The sequence below is a fragment of the Hymenobacter lapidiphilus genome (assembly GCF_003417065.2).
Taxonomy (GTDB): Bacteria; Bacteroidota; Bacteroidia; order Cytophagales; family Hymenobacteraceae; genus Hymenobacter.
In genome coordinates this window covers 39,197-55,314 of the sequence record NZ_QVLT01000020.1, presented here as the reverse complement: position 1 = coordinate 55,314, position 16,118 = coordinate 39,197, and the positions used below count along the sequence as shown (strand labels likewise).

The window sequence follows — 16,118 nt, the reverse complement described above, 5'->3', positions numbered from 1 at the left end:
GGACTTACGCCCGCAGCATGTGGATGTGCGGGATATCATCTTCCAGATACCCTTCGCCCACATGCCGAAAGCCGAAGCTTTCGTAGAAGTTTTGCAGGTACAGCTGAGCCCCAATCTGGATGGGCTGGGAGCCGAACTGGCGCTCTACGCCGCTAATTGCCTCGCGCAGTAACTCGCGGCCCAGCCCGGTGCGGCGGTGGCGGGGGCTGCTCACCACCCGCCCGATGCTGGCCTCGGCGTACGCTATGCCGGGCCCGAACAGGCGGGCGTAGGCGGCCAGCTCGCCATCGGGCACGTGGCCCAGCAGGTGCCAGGCGGTCTGGTCGAGCCCGTCGATATCCTGAAAAGGGCAGGTTTGCTCCACCACGAATACTTCGGAGCGCAGCTGCAGCAGCGCGTACAGCTCGGTGGTGGTGAGGTCGGCGAAGGGCTTGAGGGTCCAGGTGAGGGGCATGGGGCAAAGATGCGGATTGATTCGCATTTGTCAGGGAGTGTTTGGCAGTTTTCACAGGCCGGGACAAAGGCACAGTCATGCGGAGCGAAGTAGAAACATCTCTACCGCTTCGTTGCAATGTGTAGTTAGTCGATGGGTTAGGGTTGCGGTAGAGATGCTTCGGCATACTCAGCATGACTGCGCCTTTTTCCTGGTATCTGAAAACCAGTAACTCAACGACGCTTCATCCGCCTCATCCGACGCTTCGGTAACGGCGAGTTTCAGCAGCGGTGGCGGCGGCGCACATTTGGGCATCATTTCACTGCCCCGCCATGAAACGCCTCCTGCTGCTGCTTCAACTCCTGTTGCTGACCCTCACCGGCTTCGCCCAAACCACCACCCTGCGCGGCACCGTGCGCGACGCCAGCGGCCAGGCGCTGCCGGGCGTGAACGTGTTTGTGCGTGGTACTTTCGATGGGGCCAGCACCGATTCGTTGGGCCGGTTCCGGTTTGAAACCGCTGGCGTCGGCAGCCACGTGGTGCAGGCTAGTTTGCTGGGCTTCATCACGGCCGAAAAACTGCTGACGCTGCCCGCGTCAACTGCACCGCTGAGTTTCGTGCTGAAAGGCGAGCCACATGCGCTGGGGTCGGTTATCGTTACGGCCGGGGCCTTCGAGGCCAGCGACGAGCACCGCAGCGCCGCCCTCAACACCCGCGACATTCAGACGACGGCCGGGGCGCTGGCCGACGTGGCGGCGGCTTTTAACACGCTGCCCGGCACTACCCGGGTAGGGGAAGATGGGATGCTGTTTGTGCGGGGCGGGGCGGCTTCGGAAACCAAAGTGTACCTCGATGGCATGCTGGTGCAAAACCCATTCAACGCTACCGTGGCGGCTGTGCCGGCGCGGGGGCGGTTTTCGCCGTCGCTTTTCAAGGGCACGGTGTTCAGCACCGGCGGCTACTCGGCGCTGTATGGGCAGGCGCTGTCGGGGGTGCTGCTGCTGAACTCGACCGACCTCGCGCCCGAAACCCAGACCGGGCTATCGGCTACCTCGGTGTTTCTGGGGGCTTCGCGCACTAAGCGCTGGGAGCGCACTTCGCTGGCCCTCAGCACCGACTACACCAACCTTTCGCCCTACCTGGGCCTGCTGCCCCAGAACGTGCGCTGGGACCAGGCCCCGCGGGGCCTCAGTTCGTCGGCGGCCCTGCACCACCGCACCGGCCAGGCGGGCATGCTGAAAATGTACGGCACCTGGACCAGTCAGCAGCTGCAAGTCGGGCAGCCCAGCCCCGAGCCAGCCGGTATGCAGACCGTGGGGCTGCGCGGGGCCAACGCCTACCTCAATGCCACTTTCCGCGGCCCATTGCGCCGGGGCTGGAGCCTGCAAAGCGGCCTGGCCCTGAGCCGCGACGATCAGCGCCTGCGCCCCGATTCGGTGCGGCTGCGCACGCTGGAGCAGGCGCTGGTGGGCCGGGTGGTGCTCATCAACGATTCGGTGCATGCCCGCTTCAACCTGAAAATTGGGACTGAAGGGCTGGTGCAGCAGGTGAACCAGACGGTGCAGCCCAACGCCGCCGACCCGCTCAGGTACCGGCCGGAATTCGGCGAGCAGCGCCTGGCGGGTTTCGTGGAAAGTGATTTTCAGCTGACCGACCGGCTGGCGGGCCGGGTGGGCGGGCGCACCGAGTATTCGGCGCTGCTGGGCCGCTGGAACGCCGCGCCCCGGCTGGCCCTGGCCTACCAGACCACCGAGAACAGCTCCCTGTCGGCTGCTTACGGCCGCTTCTACCAAACGCCCGAAAACAGCTTGCTGCTGGTTGCCGCGCCCCGGCTGCGCTTCGAGCGGGCCCGGCATGCGGTGCTCACCTACCAATACACCCACGGCGGCCGGCTGCTGCAGCTCGAAGGCTACCACAAAACCTACGCCCAGCTCGTTCGCTTCGATGGCGCGCAGCTCCGCAACCCGCAGGTTTACGACAATGGCGGCGCCGGCTACGCCCGCGGCCTCGACCTGCTCTGGCGCGACCGGACGACGGTGAAAAACCTCGAATACTACGTTAGCTACGGCTTTCTGGATACCAGGCGGCAGTTCCGGCAGGACCCGGTTTCGGCCGTGCCCACCTTCGCGGCCCGCCACAGCGTGTCGGTGGTAACCAAGTACTGGGTGCCGGCACTGCACACGCTGCTCGGGGCCACCTACAGCTACGGCAGCCCCCGCCGCTACCACGACCTCAACCAGCCCGAAGCCGGTTACAACCAGGGCCAGCTGCCCGCTTTCCAGGACCTGAGCCTGAACGCCAGCTACCTCACCAAGCTGTTCGGGCAGTTTACCATCGTGCATCTGGCCCTCAACAACGCCCTGGCCCAGCCCAACGTGTTCGGCTACCGCTACGCCCAGCGCCCCGATGCGGCCACTGGCCAGCGCAACCGCGTGGCCATCACGCCCACCGCCCCACGCATGGTGTTCCTGGGCGTGTTCGTCAGCATCAACAAGAAAAACCCCGCTAGCGTGAACGAGCGGCCGGAATGAGTCGCTAGTTGTCAATGGCCAGTTGTTAGCTGTCGGCTGCTAGGAAAACCGTGTCATGCTGAGCGGAGCGCAGCGGAGTCGAAGCATCTCTACCGCTTCGTTGCAATGGTAGAATTGATTGGCACTGCGGTAGAGATGCTACTCCGCTTCGCTCCGCTCAGCATGACACGGTTTTCCTGACAACCAGCAACTAGCAACTGAATCCCACGCTTCATCCGCCTTATCCGACGCTTCGGTAACGGGAAGTTTCAGGGGCGGCGGCCGGAAGCCACCTTTGAATCATCAAACCGCCAGCAACTTCCTTTTCAACTCCTTAACCACTTTTCAGCCATGAAAAAGCCCTTGTTCACCCTTGCCCTCGTAGCCGCTTCCTTCGCCGCGCTGGCTCAGCGGCCCGCCACTGCTACCGCCGTGCCGGTTGCTGCTGCTGCTCCTGCCGATGCCTACACCACCATGATGACGGCGGCCGTTGCGGAGCTGATGAACACCGGCGACCCGGCCGTGCTGCGGGCCAGCGCCGCCAAAATGGAGCGCGCCGCCACCGTGAAGCCGCAGGACTGGCTGCCCCGCTACTACCAGGCGTACGCCCTGCTCATCAACACATTCCAGAGCAAGGAAGACGGCGACGCCAAAGACAAAACCCTCGACCAGGCCGAGGCGGCCCTGGCCCAGGCCCGCAAGCTGGGCGGAGCCGATGAGTCGGAGCTGCTCGTACTCCAGGCCTACATCCATCAGGCGCGGCTGAGCATTTCGCCCATGCTGCGGAGCATGAAGTATTCGGGCCTGGTGAATGAGGCGGTAGAGAAGGCCATTCAGCTCAACCCGACCAACCCCCGCGCCTACCTGGTCAAGGCGAACAACATTTACTACACGCCCGCCATGTTCGGGGGCGGGGCCGAGGTGGCCAAACCGATTTTCCTGCAGGCCAAAGCCCACTACGCCACCTTCAAACCTGCTTCCCGGCTGTCGCCTAACTGGGGTGAGCGGCAGGTGGCCGGCCGGCTGAAAAACTACGAAACGGCCGCGGTGAAGTAAGCTGGTCGCGGCGGGTGCGGCACGCTGCCGCACCCGCCGCGTGTGTTTCGCTTTGTTTTGATACCTTCCAATCTCCATGCCGCCAAAGGCCCGCCCGTGAAAACTGCCTCCGTTTCTGCCTACCCTGCCCCGGCCACCAAGCCCCCGGCCCCGGCCGCCAAGCAGAGCAGCATTTCCCGGTATTACCCGCACCGCAATTTGTGGAAGGGCCTGGGATTGATGACGTTGGTTTCGTTGGTGCTGGCGCTGTTGATGCGCGATAATGCCCCGGTCTGGAGCGAGAAGTTCCTGGTAACGTTCGGCTACAACTTCTTCTATACCAGCGGCCTGTGGCTGGCCAACGGTTACCCGACCGAGTGGCTGGGCCGCTACCTCGACTGGACGCAACACCCCATCCGGCGGTTTTTGCTCACGCTGGCCTTTTCGCTGGTGATGTCGCTGCTCGTGATTCTGGCCGTCACCGGGAGCTTTCTGGTGTTCTACCACCACCGCCCGCTCAGCGACCTTACCTGGCGCCCGTTCATCTTGCCGCTGCTCATTACGCTGTTTGTGTCGCTGTTTATGCACAGCCGGGCGTTTCTGATGGGTTGGCGCGAAACGGCCATCCGGGCCGAGCGGCTGCAAACCGAAAATGCCCGCGCCCAGGCCGACTCGCTGCGCCGCCAGCTCGACCCGCATTTCCTGTTCAACTCGCTCAACGCCCTCACCTCGCTGGTCGAGGAGCACGACCCGGCCCGCGCCACCCGCTTCATCCGCCAGCTCAGCCAGGTGTACCGCTACGTGCTCGACCACCAGGACCAGGAGCTGGTGCCACTCGCCGAAGAGCTGCATTTCGCCGAGAGTTACCTGTTTCTGCAGCGCACGCGCCTGGGCGAAGGTGTGCAGGTGGAGATGCGCCTGCCTCCGGCCGCCGAGCTGGTCGAGCTGTTCGTGCCGCCGCTGGCCCTGCAGCTGCTGCTCGAAAACGCCCTCAAACACAACGCCACATCGCGCCAAAACCCGCTGCGGCTTGTCATCGAATTCGATGCCGATGCCCGCCAGCTCGTAGTGCGCAACTCGCGCTGCCCCCGCCGCTTGGCCGAGGGCGAATCGACGGGCCTGGGCCTGCCCAACCTGCAGGCTCGCTACGCTTTCCTAACGCCCCAACCCGTGCTGATTACCGAGTCCGAAACCGAGTTTGCCGTGACGCTGCCGGTGCTGGAGCTGCGGTAGGATTGATGGACAAATAGAGGCGGTCATGCTTCGGCAAGCGGCCGCCAGATGAAGCATGACCGTCTCTCAACTCTCAGTTTTCAACTCGTACTTCTCAATTGAAACCTCTCCGCGCAATTATCATCGAAGATGAGCCCCTGGCCGCCCGCCGCCTGGCCGGGCTGCTGACGCAACAGCCGATGTCGGTTGAAGTGGTGGGCACGGCCGAATCGGTGGCCGAGGCCGAGGCGCTGCTGCGCGCCCCCGGCACCGCGCCCGACGTGCTGCTGCTCGATATTCACCTGGCCGACGGGCTGAGCTTTGAGCTGTTCGAGCGGCTGGAAATCCGCTGCCCGGTCATCTTCACCACGGCCTACGACAAGTACGCGCTGCGGGCTTTCAAGGTGAATAGCATCGATTACCTGCTCAAACCCATAGACCCCGAGGAGCTGACGGCGGCCCTGCAGAAGCTGGTGCAGCGGCGCGAAACCGCCGCTCCGGCTCCGCTTGATGCGGCGCTGCTGGCCCAGGTGCTGGAGCAGGTCCGGCAGCCGCTGAAGGAGTACAAGTCGCGCTTCGTGGTGCGGGTGGGCGAGCACCTGAAGGCCGTGCCGGTCGAGGACATTGCCTACTTCGCCAGCCTCGAAAAAGCCACGCTGCTCCACACCCACGAGGGCCGCCGCCTGGTAGTCGACTACACTTTGGAGCAGCTCGAAGCCCTGCTCGACCCGCGCGAATTCTTCCGTCTCAACCGCGCCTACCTGGCCCGGGCCACCGCCATCCGCGACATCATCCACTACACCAATTCGCGCCTGCAAACCATCCTCCAACCCGCCCCGCCCGACAACGACACGGTATTAGTAAGCCGCGAGAAAGTAAGCACCTTTAAAGAGTGGCTGGACCGGTGAAATGGAGAACTTGACGGGTTGGTGGCGTAGGGCCGCCGTGGTGGTATCGTTGGTAGGGCATCCGCTGGTGACGGCCCCGGCCTTCGCGGCTTTTGTGATGTGGCAGCAACCCGGGGAGCGAGGTGCACTGTGGTTGTTGGGCTGCATCGCAACCGTGGCGGCGCTGCTGAGTTTCTGGAACCTGCGCCAGACGCGCCGAGGCCGCTATTCCAATTTCGACGTTTCGGAGCGGAAGCAGCGGCAGGCTTTTTACCCAGTGCTGCTGGGGCTTTTGGGCCTGGCAACCGCGGCTTTAGTCTGGCAGGGCCCGGCAGGACCGTTGCGGGAAGGGCTGCTGGCTTGCTGGCTGCTGCTGTGGGTGTGTTATGGCATCAATTTCTGGTTGAAGGTGTCGTTGCACGCGGCCCTTTCGTTCTTTTTAGCTTGGGCATTGCTGCATCTGCGCGCGGACTGGGGCCTGTTGGCCTTTGTAGCTGCCGCCTTGGTGGCTGCCTCGCGCTTGGCGTTGCAGCGCCATACCGTGCCCGAACTGCTGGTAGGTACCGGCATCGGCCTGGTGGCGGGTGCTCTGCTAAGGTGGCTGTAGCGTACCACTCAACAAACTCACCATTTCACCCCTCCAGCCATTGCTTTACTAGCCCCGCCTTCTCCCGGCTCACCAGCACCTCCTCACTCGGAGCAGGTTGTAAATCAACCAGTAGCTTGCCGTTGAAATGCGGGTGCAGGCGCTGCACGGCGGGCAGTTGGGCGATGAGCTGGCGGTTGAGGCGAAAAAACTGGGCGGGGTCGAGTAGGGTTTCCAACTGCTCCAAAGTGTAGTCGACTACGAAGCGGCGGCCGTCGAGGGTAGCCAGGGTGGTGGTTTCGTGGCGGCTCTGGAACCAAGCGGCCTGGGTGGCGGGCAGTGGCAGCAGCTGCTCGCCGTGGCGCACCAGAAACCGGGTTTTGTGCTGGCGTTCGGGGCGGGGCAGCGCATCGAGCAGGCGCTCCAGGCGCTGGGCCGGCGCGTCGGTTTCGGGCTCGTTGGTAGTGTTGGCTGCGGCTGCGGTGGGCCAGCGGCGCAGCTTTTCGAGGGCTGTTGTCAGCTCAGTAAGTTTTACTGGCTTGAGCAGGTAGTCGATGCTGCGGGAGCAGTAGAGTGGCCATGGCAGCGGGGTTTTTTACTGGATAGCAGGAGCGGCGGAAACCGCTTGGGGCCGATAAAAGCGCCGCAGCCCCGCATAAAGCAGCAGCCCCACCGGGCCCAGCAGAAACGTGAGCACCAGGCAGGGCACCAGCAGCCCGTGGGGCACCCCACGCCGCCGCGCATCCAGGCTTTCCCAGATGCCCAGGCACAAATCGAAACACAGGTAATGCACCCAGCCGGCCAGCAGCGCCCACGGATTGCGAAACAGCGCCGCTACTTCGGCCAGCGAGCCGAAACCACCTGCTGCGCCGGCCGGCCCCAGCAGTTGGTAACCGATAAGCAAGGCGTAGGCAAGGGCCAGCAGCAGCGGCAGTGCTCCGCTCAGCACCAGCCACCGCGTAGCGCGCCAGTGCGGGGCCAGTACCAGCAGGGCCCAGCCCAGCAGCGCTATCGGGTTGGCTACGGAAAATAGAAAATCAGGGGAGAGCGGCATGGGTGGTGGGGTTGGTTGATGAACCAAAGGTGTTCATCGGAAGCCGTGAAACCTACCTGCTTGCGGGTGAGCCGACGCCAGCCGGGGGCGAAGCAGCGGCCCGGCAGGGGTGAACCAAAGCCCCGCTGCCAACCACCGCGCCGCCCGTGCCGTACCTTTAGGTTGTGAAAGCCCGTTCCTTTTTTGCTGTGTTCCCGCTGCTTGCCGGGGTGCTGGCCGCTCTGCCAGCCCAGGCCGATAGCCCCCCCGATTCCACCTTCGTGCGCGAGCGTCACCGCCGGCCGGTATTCCAGATTGACCAGCGGTTTTCCATCATCAACGGGAAAGTAGCCGGCATTAATGGGCTGCGCGGCGGCATCGAGTGGCGCGGACGGTGGCGGGCGGGCCTGGGTTTCTACCGGCTTTCGGGGGGGCTGCGCACGCGCCAGGCCCTGCCGCCCGGCCTGCCCCCCGGCACCCGCGACGAAATCCGCTTCCGCTACGTGGCCGGTTACGGCGAGTACGTGTTCATCGGCAACCGGCGTTGGGAGCTGAGCGCGCCGCTGCAGGTTGGTGCGGGCTTCTACTACACCCGCTTCTTTCTGCCCGATGGCAACACTGAGCGCAGCTCGCGCCGGGTGCTGTACCTGGTCGAGCCTTCGGTGGCGGCGCACTACCGCATTTTCCGTTGGGTAGGCATCGGGGCGGGCACCGGCTACCGGCAGGTTTTCGCCTCCGGCCAGCAGCCCAAAGACCAGATTAGCGGCTATATTTTCTTTGCCCGCGCCAAGCTGTTTCTGGGCGACTTATACAAAGTAGCCCGCGGCCGCGAGCGGCTTCTCGATAATAATTGGGGCGAGAGGGAGGATTTTGGGAGTGAGCGGTAATGAGGAGATAGGTCATGCTGAGCGAAGCGGAGCGTAGCCGAAGCATCTCTACCGCTTCGTCGCAGCGCCAGTTCTAAACGACGGGATTACTACTGCGGTAAAGATGCTTCGGCAAGCTCAGCATGATGTGCCTTCCTCTCAAATCTCAGCCAACGTAGCTTTCCGGTCGAGTTTGCCGGAAGCCGTAGTCTGAAATTCGGGGATGAAAACCAGCTGCCGGGGCAGCTCGTAGCGGTCCAGGCGCTGCCCTAGTAGTTCGCGTAGCTGCTGCTGTCCGGCTTGGGGCAGCGGCTCGCCTTCCACGAAAGCCGTCACCTGCTGGCCCAGGCGCTCATCGGGCCGGCCGGCCACGAAGGCGCGGCGGTTCAGGCCCAGCTCCATCAGGGCCAGTTCCAGCACGCGCTCCACCTTTTCGGCCGCCACCTTCACGCCTCCGCTGTTGATGACGAAATCGGCCCGCCCCAGCCACTCGAAGCTGCGGCGGTCGGGCGCGAGGCTGATGAGGTCGTTGGTGACGATGAGCTCATCGTTGGTGACGTCGGCGCGCACCGTGAGGCAGCCGCGCTCATCCTGGCCCACCGCAATACCAGGCAGCACCTGGTAGGTGGGACCGGCCTGCGGGCCGTTGAGGCGGCGCAGAGCAATGTGGGAGGCCGTTTCGGTCATGCCGTAGGTTAAATACACGGGCACCGTCAGGGCTTCGATTTCGCGGGCCTGGCTGCCTTCCACCGGTGCGCCGCCCACCAGAATAGCGCGCAGCTGGTTGAGGCGCAGGGCCTGGCCGGCCGCCAGCATCGCCCGCAGTTGCAGGGGCACGAAGGAGGCAAAATCGAATGTGGCGTCGGCTTCTACCAAAGCAAGCGGGTTGGCCTGCGGCTCCACAATAGTCAGGTGCATGCGTCGTTCCAGCCCACGCACCAGCATCATCAGCCCGCCCACAAATTCGCAGTTCAGGCATACCAACAGCCGCTCGCCGGGGCCCAGGTCGAAGTAGTCGCCGGTGCGGCGGGCCGAGGCTTCGAGCTGCTGGCGCCGGAAGTGCACCGGCTGGGGCGGCCCCGTCGAGCCCGAGGTAGTCAGGGTGAACTCCTGTGCCCCGTTGAGCCACTCGCGCACGAAACCGAGAACCCGGGCCTCGTAGCCGTTCAGCTCGGCGGGGGCCAGGGCGGGGTACTGCTGAATGTCGGCGTAGCGAAATTCGCGGCCGTTGAGCAGCAGCGAATCGGGCAATAAGTTGGCGGTGGGGGGGTGGTTCATGCGCTATGTATAGGTTGGATGCGGTGAGCCGTCGGAAGAAAAGCTATAAGCCAACCGCGGTCTGCTAACAGCTCAAAATTGCAGTAGCCAGCGTTGGTATGTTTCGGCCGATGGAGCGGTGAGCCGGGCCAGCAGCGGCATCAGTACTACGTACGCGCCAAGCGCCGGCAGGCTGCCCACCAGCCCGTAAGCCAGCAGCAGCGGTAGGCCCGAAAGCAGCAACAAACTGTCTTGGAGCAGAATACGGCCCTGGTAGACGCGCAGGTTTTCTTCGGCCAGCCGCCGCAAGTTGGGCACCATGCGGCGCCGCAGCCACAGCAGCCCCAGGCCCGCCAGCAGCGCCCCAACCGCCAGCAAAACCAGCGTTAGGGTTGAGGTGAAGGGGGCGCGGCCGGCCGGACGGGCCACCACAACGGCCCGGCTGACTGCCAGCACCAGCCCGGCCATCAGCAGGCTCTGCAACGCGTAGTGCAGCCAGTGCCGCCACCGGAGACGACCAATGGCGCGGTGAAAATCGGGGTTGTTCATCGGGCGGGCTTAGTGACGAAGGCAGGTTGTTAGAGACCAACCATAGCCGCCGAAAATAGTCTGAACCCAGGCGGAAGAAACTTGCGGTTTTAGATGAGCGGCGAAATTAATTGTATCTTAAGATGTTCACTAAGCCCTGCTGCCATGTCTGTTTCCACAGTCAATAGTCCATACGTGCTGGCTAAAACGTTTGTGTTCCGGCGCTACTTTACTGCCCGCCACCACCTCGCCGGCCTGCGCCTGACGGCCGAAACCATCCGTGAGGCCCGCCAGCGCCGCAAGCAGGCGCGCCACGACCAACGGATGAGCAGCATCTATAGCTGGTGCGAGGCGTTCCGCGGGTTGGGTTTCATGTTTTAGCGCGGCGTACCTATTTCTCCAGCCGCCGGATCATCGCCTTCATCTGGCCGATTTCCCGCTCCTGCGCCACAATAATGCTGTCGGCCAGTTGCCGAGCTTCAGGGTCCTGAATATCGGCCCGTTTGCTGACCATGATGGCAATGGAGTGGTGCGGAATCATGGCCTTCATCCAGGTCAGGTTATCCATACATATCTGCGACCAAGCTATCAGCAACGTGGCATTGTAATGACAAGATGTCGTCTGTAATGTACCCGGCCGGGCCCGGAGTCAGGCCGTCGGCACGGGGTAGGGCCGCCACGGAATCTGCCGCCACGGACTGGTGGGCGACTCGACCAAAATCTGCAGGTTGGCGGCCATTTCGGCGTGGTTCGGGTTGTCGGGCGCCCACATGAGGCGGCCGGCCATGAAGCTGGCCGCCAAACTTTCCCAGGAGTCGAAATCGCGCAGCGCCAGGCGGGCACCCACATCTATAAACGGCCAGGCTTCCTCCCAGCTCAGGTACTGGTAATCATAGCACCAGCGGGCCACGCACACCAGCCGCACATAGTCCCAGCCGGCAATGCTGTTCACTGGCCGCTTGGCCAGAAACGGGTTGGCCTCGAACTGCCGGTGCCAGTGCAACGACTCGGTTTTAAGCCGGGGCTGGTATTCCTGCCGATGCCCTTCCAGCCGCAGCCAGTGCAACGTATCGTGGGCGCTTTCCGCATCCTCGATGCCCCACCATTCAGCCAGCGAGGCCTTGCTTTCGGCGTGCGGCTTGGGCTTGAGCTGGGCCAGCAGCTTCACGGGCAAATCGGCCCAGAAAAACAGCGGCAGCCCCAGCGCCATGGCCCGCACTTCGGTTGGTTCGAGCATGCGGTGGGGCTGGGTAAGGTCGTAGGAGTCGAGGCTGCGGGTGCCGTACTGCTCCAGGCTGAAGTTTTCGAGCACGCGGGCATTGCGCGCCCCCGGCCGCAGGTTCCACAAAAATTTAATCAGGCGACTCATAGAGCAGATAAAGCGGGAAGGTATAAGGAAGAAAGCCGGGGCCAAGCTAACAAAAAAAGGGTTTGCACCGCAGCGCAAACCCTTCTTCTACGGCCTAAAAACAGGCGTTACGGAAACTTGGGGTACTTGTCGAAATCGGGCTGGCGCTTCTCCACGAAGGCATTGCGGCCTTCCTTGGCTTCCTCCGAGAGGTAGTAGAGCAGCGTGGCGTTGCCGGCCAGCTCCTGAATACCGGCCTGCCCATCAAGCTCGGCATTGAAGCTCGACTTGAGCATCCGCAGGGACAGCGGGCTTTTCTGCAGGATTTTGTTGCACCATTCCACGGTGGTTTCCTCCAGCTTATCCAGCGGTACTACCTTATTTACCAAGCCCATATCGAGGGCTTCCTGGGCGTCGTACTGGTCGCAGAGGAACCAGATTTCGCGAGCCTTCTTCTGGCCCACCACGCGCGCCAGGTACGAGGCGCCGAAGCCGCCATCGAAAGAGCCTACTTTCGGGCCGGTCTGGCCGAAGCGGGCGTTGTCGGCGGCAATGGTCAGGTCGCAGACGACATGCAGCACGTGCCCGCCGCCAATGGCCCAGCCGGCTACCATGGCAATAACGGGCTTGGGCAGCGAGCGGATGAGCTTCTGCAAATCCAGTACGTTGAGGCGGGGCACGGCATCCTCGCCGATGTAGCCGCCGTGGCCGCGCACGCTCTGGTCGCCGCCCGAGCAGAAGGCCTTGCCGCCCTCGCCAGTAAACACCACCACGCCGATATCAGTCCGGTCGCGGCAGATGTGCATGGCCTGAATCATCTCATCCACCGTGAGCGGGGTGAAGGCGTTGTGCACTTCGGGCCGGTTGATGCTGATTTTGGCGATGCCGCCGTGCTGGGTGAAGAGGATTTCCTTGAACTCCTTAATTGGGGTCCAGTCAATTTTTTCTGGCATATAGAAGAAGATTACCTCTGCGAACCACTGCGAAACCTGTGCGCACCTCTGCGGGAAATACCGTTGACTATCGGGTTCCCGCAGAGGTCGCAGTGGTTTCGCGGAGGTACGCAGAGCAGTTCTAGAATGAGGTGCGGACGAAGGTACGGTACTGCTCAAAAAACTCGGCGTTGGTTTTCGAGTCGGTAAAGACTTCAAGCAGGGCCGCGCCGCCTTCGGCCGTCAGGAAAACCGGCAACGCGGCTTCAAGTTCAGCGAAAGTGGAAATTGGGAAGTAGCGCAGCCCGAAGTCGCGGGCCGTATTCTCGGCCGTCAGGGTCTGGCGCGTCTCAAAAAATTCCTCCAGTTCGGGCTGCTGGCGCGGTCCATCGATGATGCGGAAGATGCCGCCCGCGTGGTTGTTGAGCAGGATAACGCGCAGGTTGGGCACCGGGTAGTTGTGCCAGAACGCGTTGCGGTCGTAGAAAAACGCCACGTCGCCGGTGATGAGCACCATCGGCCGGCCCGGCTGGGCTAGCGCCGCGCCCACGGCCGTGCTCGTGCAGCCATCGATGCCGCTGGTGCCGCGGTTGGCAAACACATCGGCCCCTTGCCCGGCCGGCAGACCCAGGATGTTGGCGTAGCGCACGGCCATGCTGTTGGCCAGGTGCAGCGCCGAGCCATCGGGCAGCAGCTGCAGGGCCCGGAAGATGGTGCTAAACTCGTTGAACGGCTGGTCGGGCTGCTGCATGAAGCCCGCCAGTAAGCCGGTAGCCCAGTTTTCGGCGGCCAGCCAGGGCCGCAGATAGGCTTCTTTGGCGGTATCGGTTTCAGCCGGCGCCGACCAATTCAGGCGGGGCCGCGGGGCTACACGGGTGGCGTCGGCGGCCAGCACGTTCCGGCCCGGCTCGGTTGGCGCTGCGGAAGCAGCAGCGCTGTCACTCAGGTTCTCAGATTCCTCGTTTCCGGTGCTGAGCGCAGCGAAGAAATCGGCCGGCTCCATCCGAATAACCTGGGTGAGTGACTGGAACGTGTCGGCCACCGGGCCGGCTTGCTGGATGTGCCAGTGCTGGGCGGGGCGATGCTGGCGCAGGTAGAGCTTTAGGGCCTTGGAAATGAGCGACTGGCCGAAGGTGATGAGCAGCTCGGGCCGCAGCGCCTCCTTCAGGCCGGGCTCGGGCACGGCCAGAAATACATCCTGCCGGCCCACAAAGCGCGGATGCTGGTTGTGGCCGGCGGCGGCAGGTTGGTGCAGGTTGGCAATCAGGTCGCCGACTACCGGCACCTGCCAGGCAGTAGCAAACTCGCGCAGTGCCAGCCGCAACGGTACATCGGCCGGGTGCTGGCCACTCACTACCAGCACGCGGCTGGTATCGCGCAGGGTTTCGCGCAGTTCCCGAAGGGTGGCGGTGGGCAGCTGGGGCCGGCCCGGCAGCTCGCGTATCACCTTCACCGGCCCAAACGTCAGCTCCTCGCCCGGTTTGGGGTAGAAGGGTTCCCGCAGTGGCACGTTCACCTGCACCGGTCCGGCCGGGAACTGCTGGGCCAGGTTTATGGCCTCGCTCACAATGCGCGCCGCGTGCCACTGGGCGTCGGCGTGGTCGGTTTTGGCGGGGAAGGTGAACGAGCCCTTGGCGTGCCGGCCGTACAGGTCAGTTTGGCGGATAGTCTGGCCGTCGAGCTGGTCGATCCACTCCGGAGGGCGGTCGGCCGTAAATACCACGAGCGGAATCTGCTGGAAAAAGGCCTCTGCCACGGCCGGGGCGTAGTTGAGGCCGGCCGTGCCCGAAGTGCATACCAGCGCCACCGCCCGCCGCTGGGTCTGCGCCAACCCAAGGCCGATAAAAGCGGCGGCCCGCTCATCGGGCACCGTGCGCACCGTAATGGCCGGGTGGCGGGCGAAGGCAATGGTCAGCGGCGCGCACCGGCTGCCCGGCGACAACACCACATCGGTAATGCCCAGCTGCGCGCAGATTTCGGGGATATTATGAACGGCTTGCAGGGAGGACATAAAGGGTGTGTTGAGCTAAGAAAAGGGAGCTATTTGTCATGCTGAGCTTGTCGAAGCATCTCTACCGCAGCAAGTAAACCCATACTTCAGGCGTCAGCATTGCGGTAGAGATGCTTCGACTTCGCTCAGCATGACAACGGGCTTTTTCGTGTTCCGTTTATCGTTTTCTACTCCAAAACTGCTCCGATTGTGCGAAGTTTCAGCTCAGTTTCCTGCCATTCTTTGGTGGGGTCGGAGTCGGGGGTGAGGCCAGTGCCGGCGTAGAGCACGGCTTGGTCGGGGCGCAGCTGCAGGCAGCGCAGGTTTACGTAGAGGCGGGCCGCGCCGGGGTCGGGTAGGTTCACGGGCCCCAGGAAACCGGCGTAGTAGGCCCGGTCGTAGCCCTCGTGCTGCTTGATAAAATCGAGGGCCGCCTGCCGGGGCATGCCGCTTACCGCTGATGTGGGGTGCAGTAGCCGCAACATATCGGTGCCCAGCGTGGCGAAGGGCACGTTGTGCAGGTCTACCGCAAAATCGGTGCGCAGGTGCAGCACGTCGCCGGCAGTTATGGTGCGCGGACCGGTTTCCTGGTACTCGCGCAGCCGCAGCTGCTTGAAGCAGTTTACGATGTAGCGGGCCACCAGCGCCTGCTCCTCGATTTCCTTCTGCCGCCAGATGGCCTCGCTCGGGGCGTGGCCCGGCAGCAGCGGCTGGGTGCCGGCCAGCGCCATCGTCCGGAACACCTGGTCTTCGCCCACTTCGGCCAGTACTTCGGGCGTGGCCCCCAGCCAAGTGCCGGCCCCCGGCGCACTCACCAGCGACACAAACGCCGTGGGGTAGCGCGCCTGCAGCTCCTCAAAAGCCTGCAAGGCATCAAACCCGGCGGGCAGTACCCGGTGCACCGCCCGGCTCGATACTACTTTCTGCACCGTGCCGGACCGGATGGCCTCCACTCCGGTCCGCACCAGTGCCTCGTATTCGGGTTGGGTGGCGGGCCGGGGGGCGTGGCGGGGCCGCACGTGCCAGGCCAGCGGAACCGACTCGGGCAGTGCCGCAAACTGCTGCCGCAGCTGGGGCAGCCGGCTGGCGGCCGCCGCGCTCAGGCGCACTTCGTCGGGTTGGGCGAGGTCGAAATACAGGTCGGCCGGCAGAAACAGCGGCGGGTTGTGGTCGGAATCCTGGAAGGGGAAAAAAGCAAACAGCTGGTCAACGTCCTTTACGTTTTTCAGGTTGGGCGCGGTATAGGGCGCGCTTTCGTCGGTGGCGGGTTGCTGCTGGTTGCAGCCGGTTAGCAGGGCGGCGGCCAGCAGGCCAGTGAGGGCAAAGTGCAGATGCTTCATAGAACCACGGATTAGCATGGGCTTTTGGAATTTCACGAATATTGGAACGAGCCGCAGCCTGAGGGAATGGCGCACCGGGTGCGGTCTGGCAGGCCAGCGCGGCCCACATGCACGGCCTGCGCCGGAAAGGTAAGCACGTTTTTCAAGCCCAACTGTCTGCC

The 16,118-nt window shown here is 63.7% G+C and carries 17 protein-coding genes; 7 read left to right on the top strand and 10 right to left on the bottom strand.

All coding sequences use genetic code 11. From position 1 onward, the window contains the following. Nucleotides 1-4: 4 nt before the first annotated feature. Nucleotides 5-454 (bottom strand): GNAT family N-acetyltransferase, encoded by a 450-nt coding sequence (locus tag D0N36_RS12800; protein WP_116942089.1) that lies wholly within the window; start codon nt 452-454, stop codon nt 5-7. Nucleotides 455-765: 311 nt separating this feature from the next. Between D0N36_RS12800 and D0N36_RS12795 the strand changes: the two genes are divergently transcribed. From D0N36_RS12795 to D0N36_RS12775, 5 genes are all read left to right on the top strand, one after another. Then, nucleotides 766-2,964, top strand: a complete 2,199-nt coding sequence (locus D0N36_RS12795) for a TonB-dependent receptor (protein WP_116942088.1) — start codon at nt 766-768, stop codon at nt 2,962-2,964. A 330-nt stretch (nt 2,965-3,294) separates the two neighbouring features. After that, on the top strand, nt 3,295-3,999 hold the full coding sequence (locus tag D0N36_RS12790) for a hypothetical protein (RefSeq protein WP_116942087.1): 705 nt from the start codon (nt 3,295-3,297) through the stop codon (nt 3,997-3,999). Nucleotides 4,000-4,095: 96 nt separating this feature from the next. After that, entirely contained in the window at nt 4,096-5,211 is a 1,116-nt protein-coding gene (locus tag D0N36_RS12785) for a sensor histidine kinase (protein WP_147320862.1), read from the top strand. Between the two features lie 98 nt (nt 5,212-5,309). After that, nucleotides 5,310-6,098, top strand: a complete 789-nt coding sequence (locus D0N36_RS12780; protein ID WP_116942084.1) for a LytR/AlgR family response regulator transcription factor — start codon at nt 5,310-5,312, stop codon at nt 6,096-6,098. A 1-nt stretch (nt 6,099) separates the two neighbouring features. Next, nucleotides 6,100-6,684, top strand: a complete 585-nt coding sequence (locus tag D0N36_RS12775) for a hypothetical protein (RefSeq protein WP_147320861.1) — start codon at nt 6,100-6,102, stop codon at nt 6,682-6,684. Between the two features lie 25 nt (nt 6,685-6,709). On the opposite strand, the gene D0N36_RS12770 is transcribed toward D0N36_RS12775, so the two are convergent. Both D0N36_RS12770 and D0N36_RS12765 read right to left on the bottom strand, forming a co-directional pair. After that, complete coding sequence (locus D0N36_RS12770) at nt 6,710-7,030, bottom strand: LytR/AlgR family response regulator transcription factor (RefSeq protein WP_190242656.1); 321 nt, start codon at nt 7,028-7,030, stop codon at nt 6,710-6,712. 228 nt (nt 7,031-7,258) lie between these two features. Further along, complete coding sequence (locus tag D0N36_RS12765) at nt 7,259-7,717, bottom strand: ABA4-like family protein (protein WP_116942078.1); 459 nt, start codon at nt 7,715-7,717, stop codon at nt 7,259-7,261. 188 nt (nt 7,718-7,905) lie between these two features. Between D0N36_RS12765 and D0N36_RS12760 the strand changes: the two genes are divergently transcribed. Next, nucleotides 7,906-8,583 carry a hypothetical protein gene (locus D0N36_RS12760; RefSeq protein WP_116942076.1) on the top strand — a complete coding sequence of 226 codons (678 nt, stop codon included), beginning with the start codon at nt 7,906-7,908 and terminating at the stop codon, nt 8,581-8,583. A 138-nt stretch (nt 8,584-8,721) separates the two neighbouring features. On the opposite strand, the gene D0N36_RS12755 is transcribed toward D0N36_RS12760, so the two are convergent. Further along, nucleotides 8,722-9,840 carry an AMP-binding protein gene (locus tag D0N36_RS12755; RefSeq protein WP_116942073.1) on the bottom strand — a complete coding sequence of 373 codons (1,119 nt, stop codon included), beginning with the start codon at nt 9,838-9,840 and terminating at the stop codon, nt 8,722-8,724. Nucleotides 9,841-9,912: 72 nt separating this feature from the next. Next, nucleotides 9,913-10,368 (bottom strand): hypothetical protein, encoded by a 456-nt coding sequence (locus tag D0N36_RS12750; RefSeq protein ID WP_116942071.1) that lies wholly within the window; start codon nt 10,366-10,368, stop codon nt 9,913-9,915. Nucleotides 10,369-10,512: 144 nt separating this feature from the next. Here D0N36_RS12750 and D0N36_RS12745 point away from each other — a divergent pair, with 144 nt between their 5' ends. Next, entirely contained in the window at nt 10,513-10,728 is a 216-nt protein-coding gene (locus D0N36_RS12745) for a hypothetical protein (protein ID WP_147320860.1), read from the top strand. A 10-nt stretch (nt 10,729-10,738) separates the two neighbouring features. On the opposite strand, the gene D0N36_RS12740 is transcribed toward D0N36_RS12745, so the two are convergent. The 5 genes from D0N36_RS12740 to D0N36_RS12720 all read right to left on the bottom strand — a co-directional run bounded on the left by D0N36_RS12740 (nt 10,739) and on the right by D0N36_RS12720 (nt 15,957). After that, complete coding sequence (locus D0N36_RS12740) at nt 10,739-10,915, bottom strand: DUF305 domain-containing protein (RefSeq protein WP_317191471.1); 177 nt, start codon at nt 10,913-10,915, stop codon at nt 10,739-10,741. Between the two features lie 81 nt (nt 10,916-10,996). Then, on the bottom strand, nt 10,997-11,716 hold the full coding sequence (locus tag D0N36_RS12735) for a DUF1266 domain-containing protein (protein WP_116942067.1): 720 nt from the start codon (nt 11,714-11,716) through the stop codon (nt 10,997-10,999). 107 nt (nt 11,717-11,823) lie between these two features. Beyond that, entirely contained in the window at nt 11,824-12,648 is an 825-nt protein-coding gene (menB, locus tag D0N36_RS12730; protein ID WP_116942065.1) for a 1,4-dihydroxy-2-naphthoyl-CoA synthase, read from the bottom strand. Nucleotides 12,649-12,769: 121 nt separating this feature from the next. Next, on the bottom strand, nt 12,770-14,638 hold the full coding sequence (gene menD, locus D0N36_RS12725) for a 2-succinyl-5-enolpyruvyl-6-hydroxy-3-cyclohexene-1-carboxylic-acid synthase (protein ID WP_116942063.1): 1,869 nt from the start codon (nt 14,636-14,638) through the stop codon (nt 12,770-12,772). A 167-nt stretch (nt 14,639-14,805) separates the two neighbouring features. Further along, on the bottom strand, nt 14,806-15,957 hold the full coding sequence (locus D0N36_RS12720) for a chorismate-binding protein (protein WP_242478906.1): 1,152 nt from the start codon (nt 15,955-15,957) through the stop codon (nt 14,806-14,808). Nucleotides 15,958-16,118 lie beyond the last annotated feature (161 nt).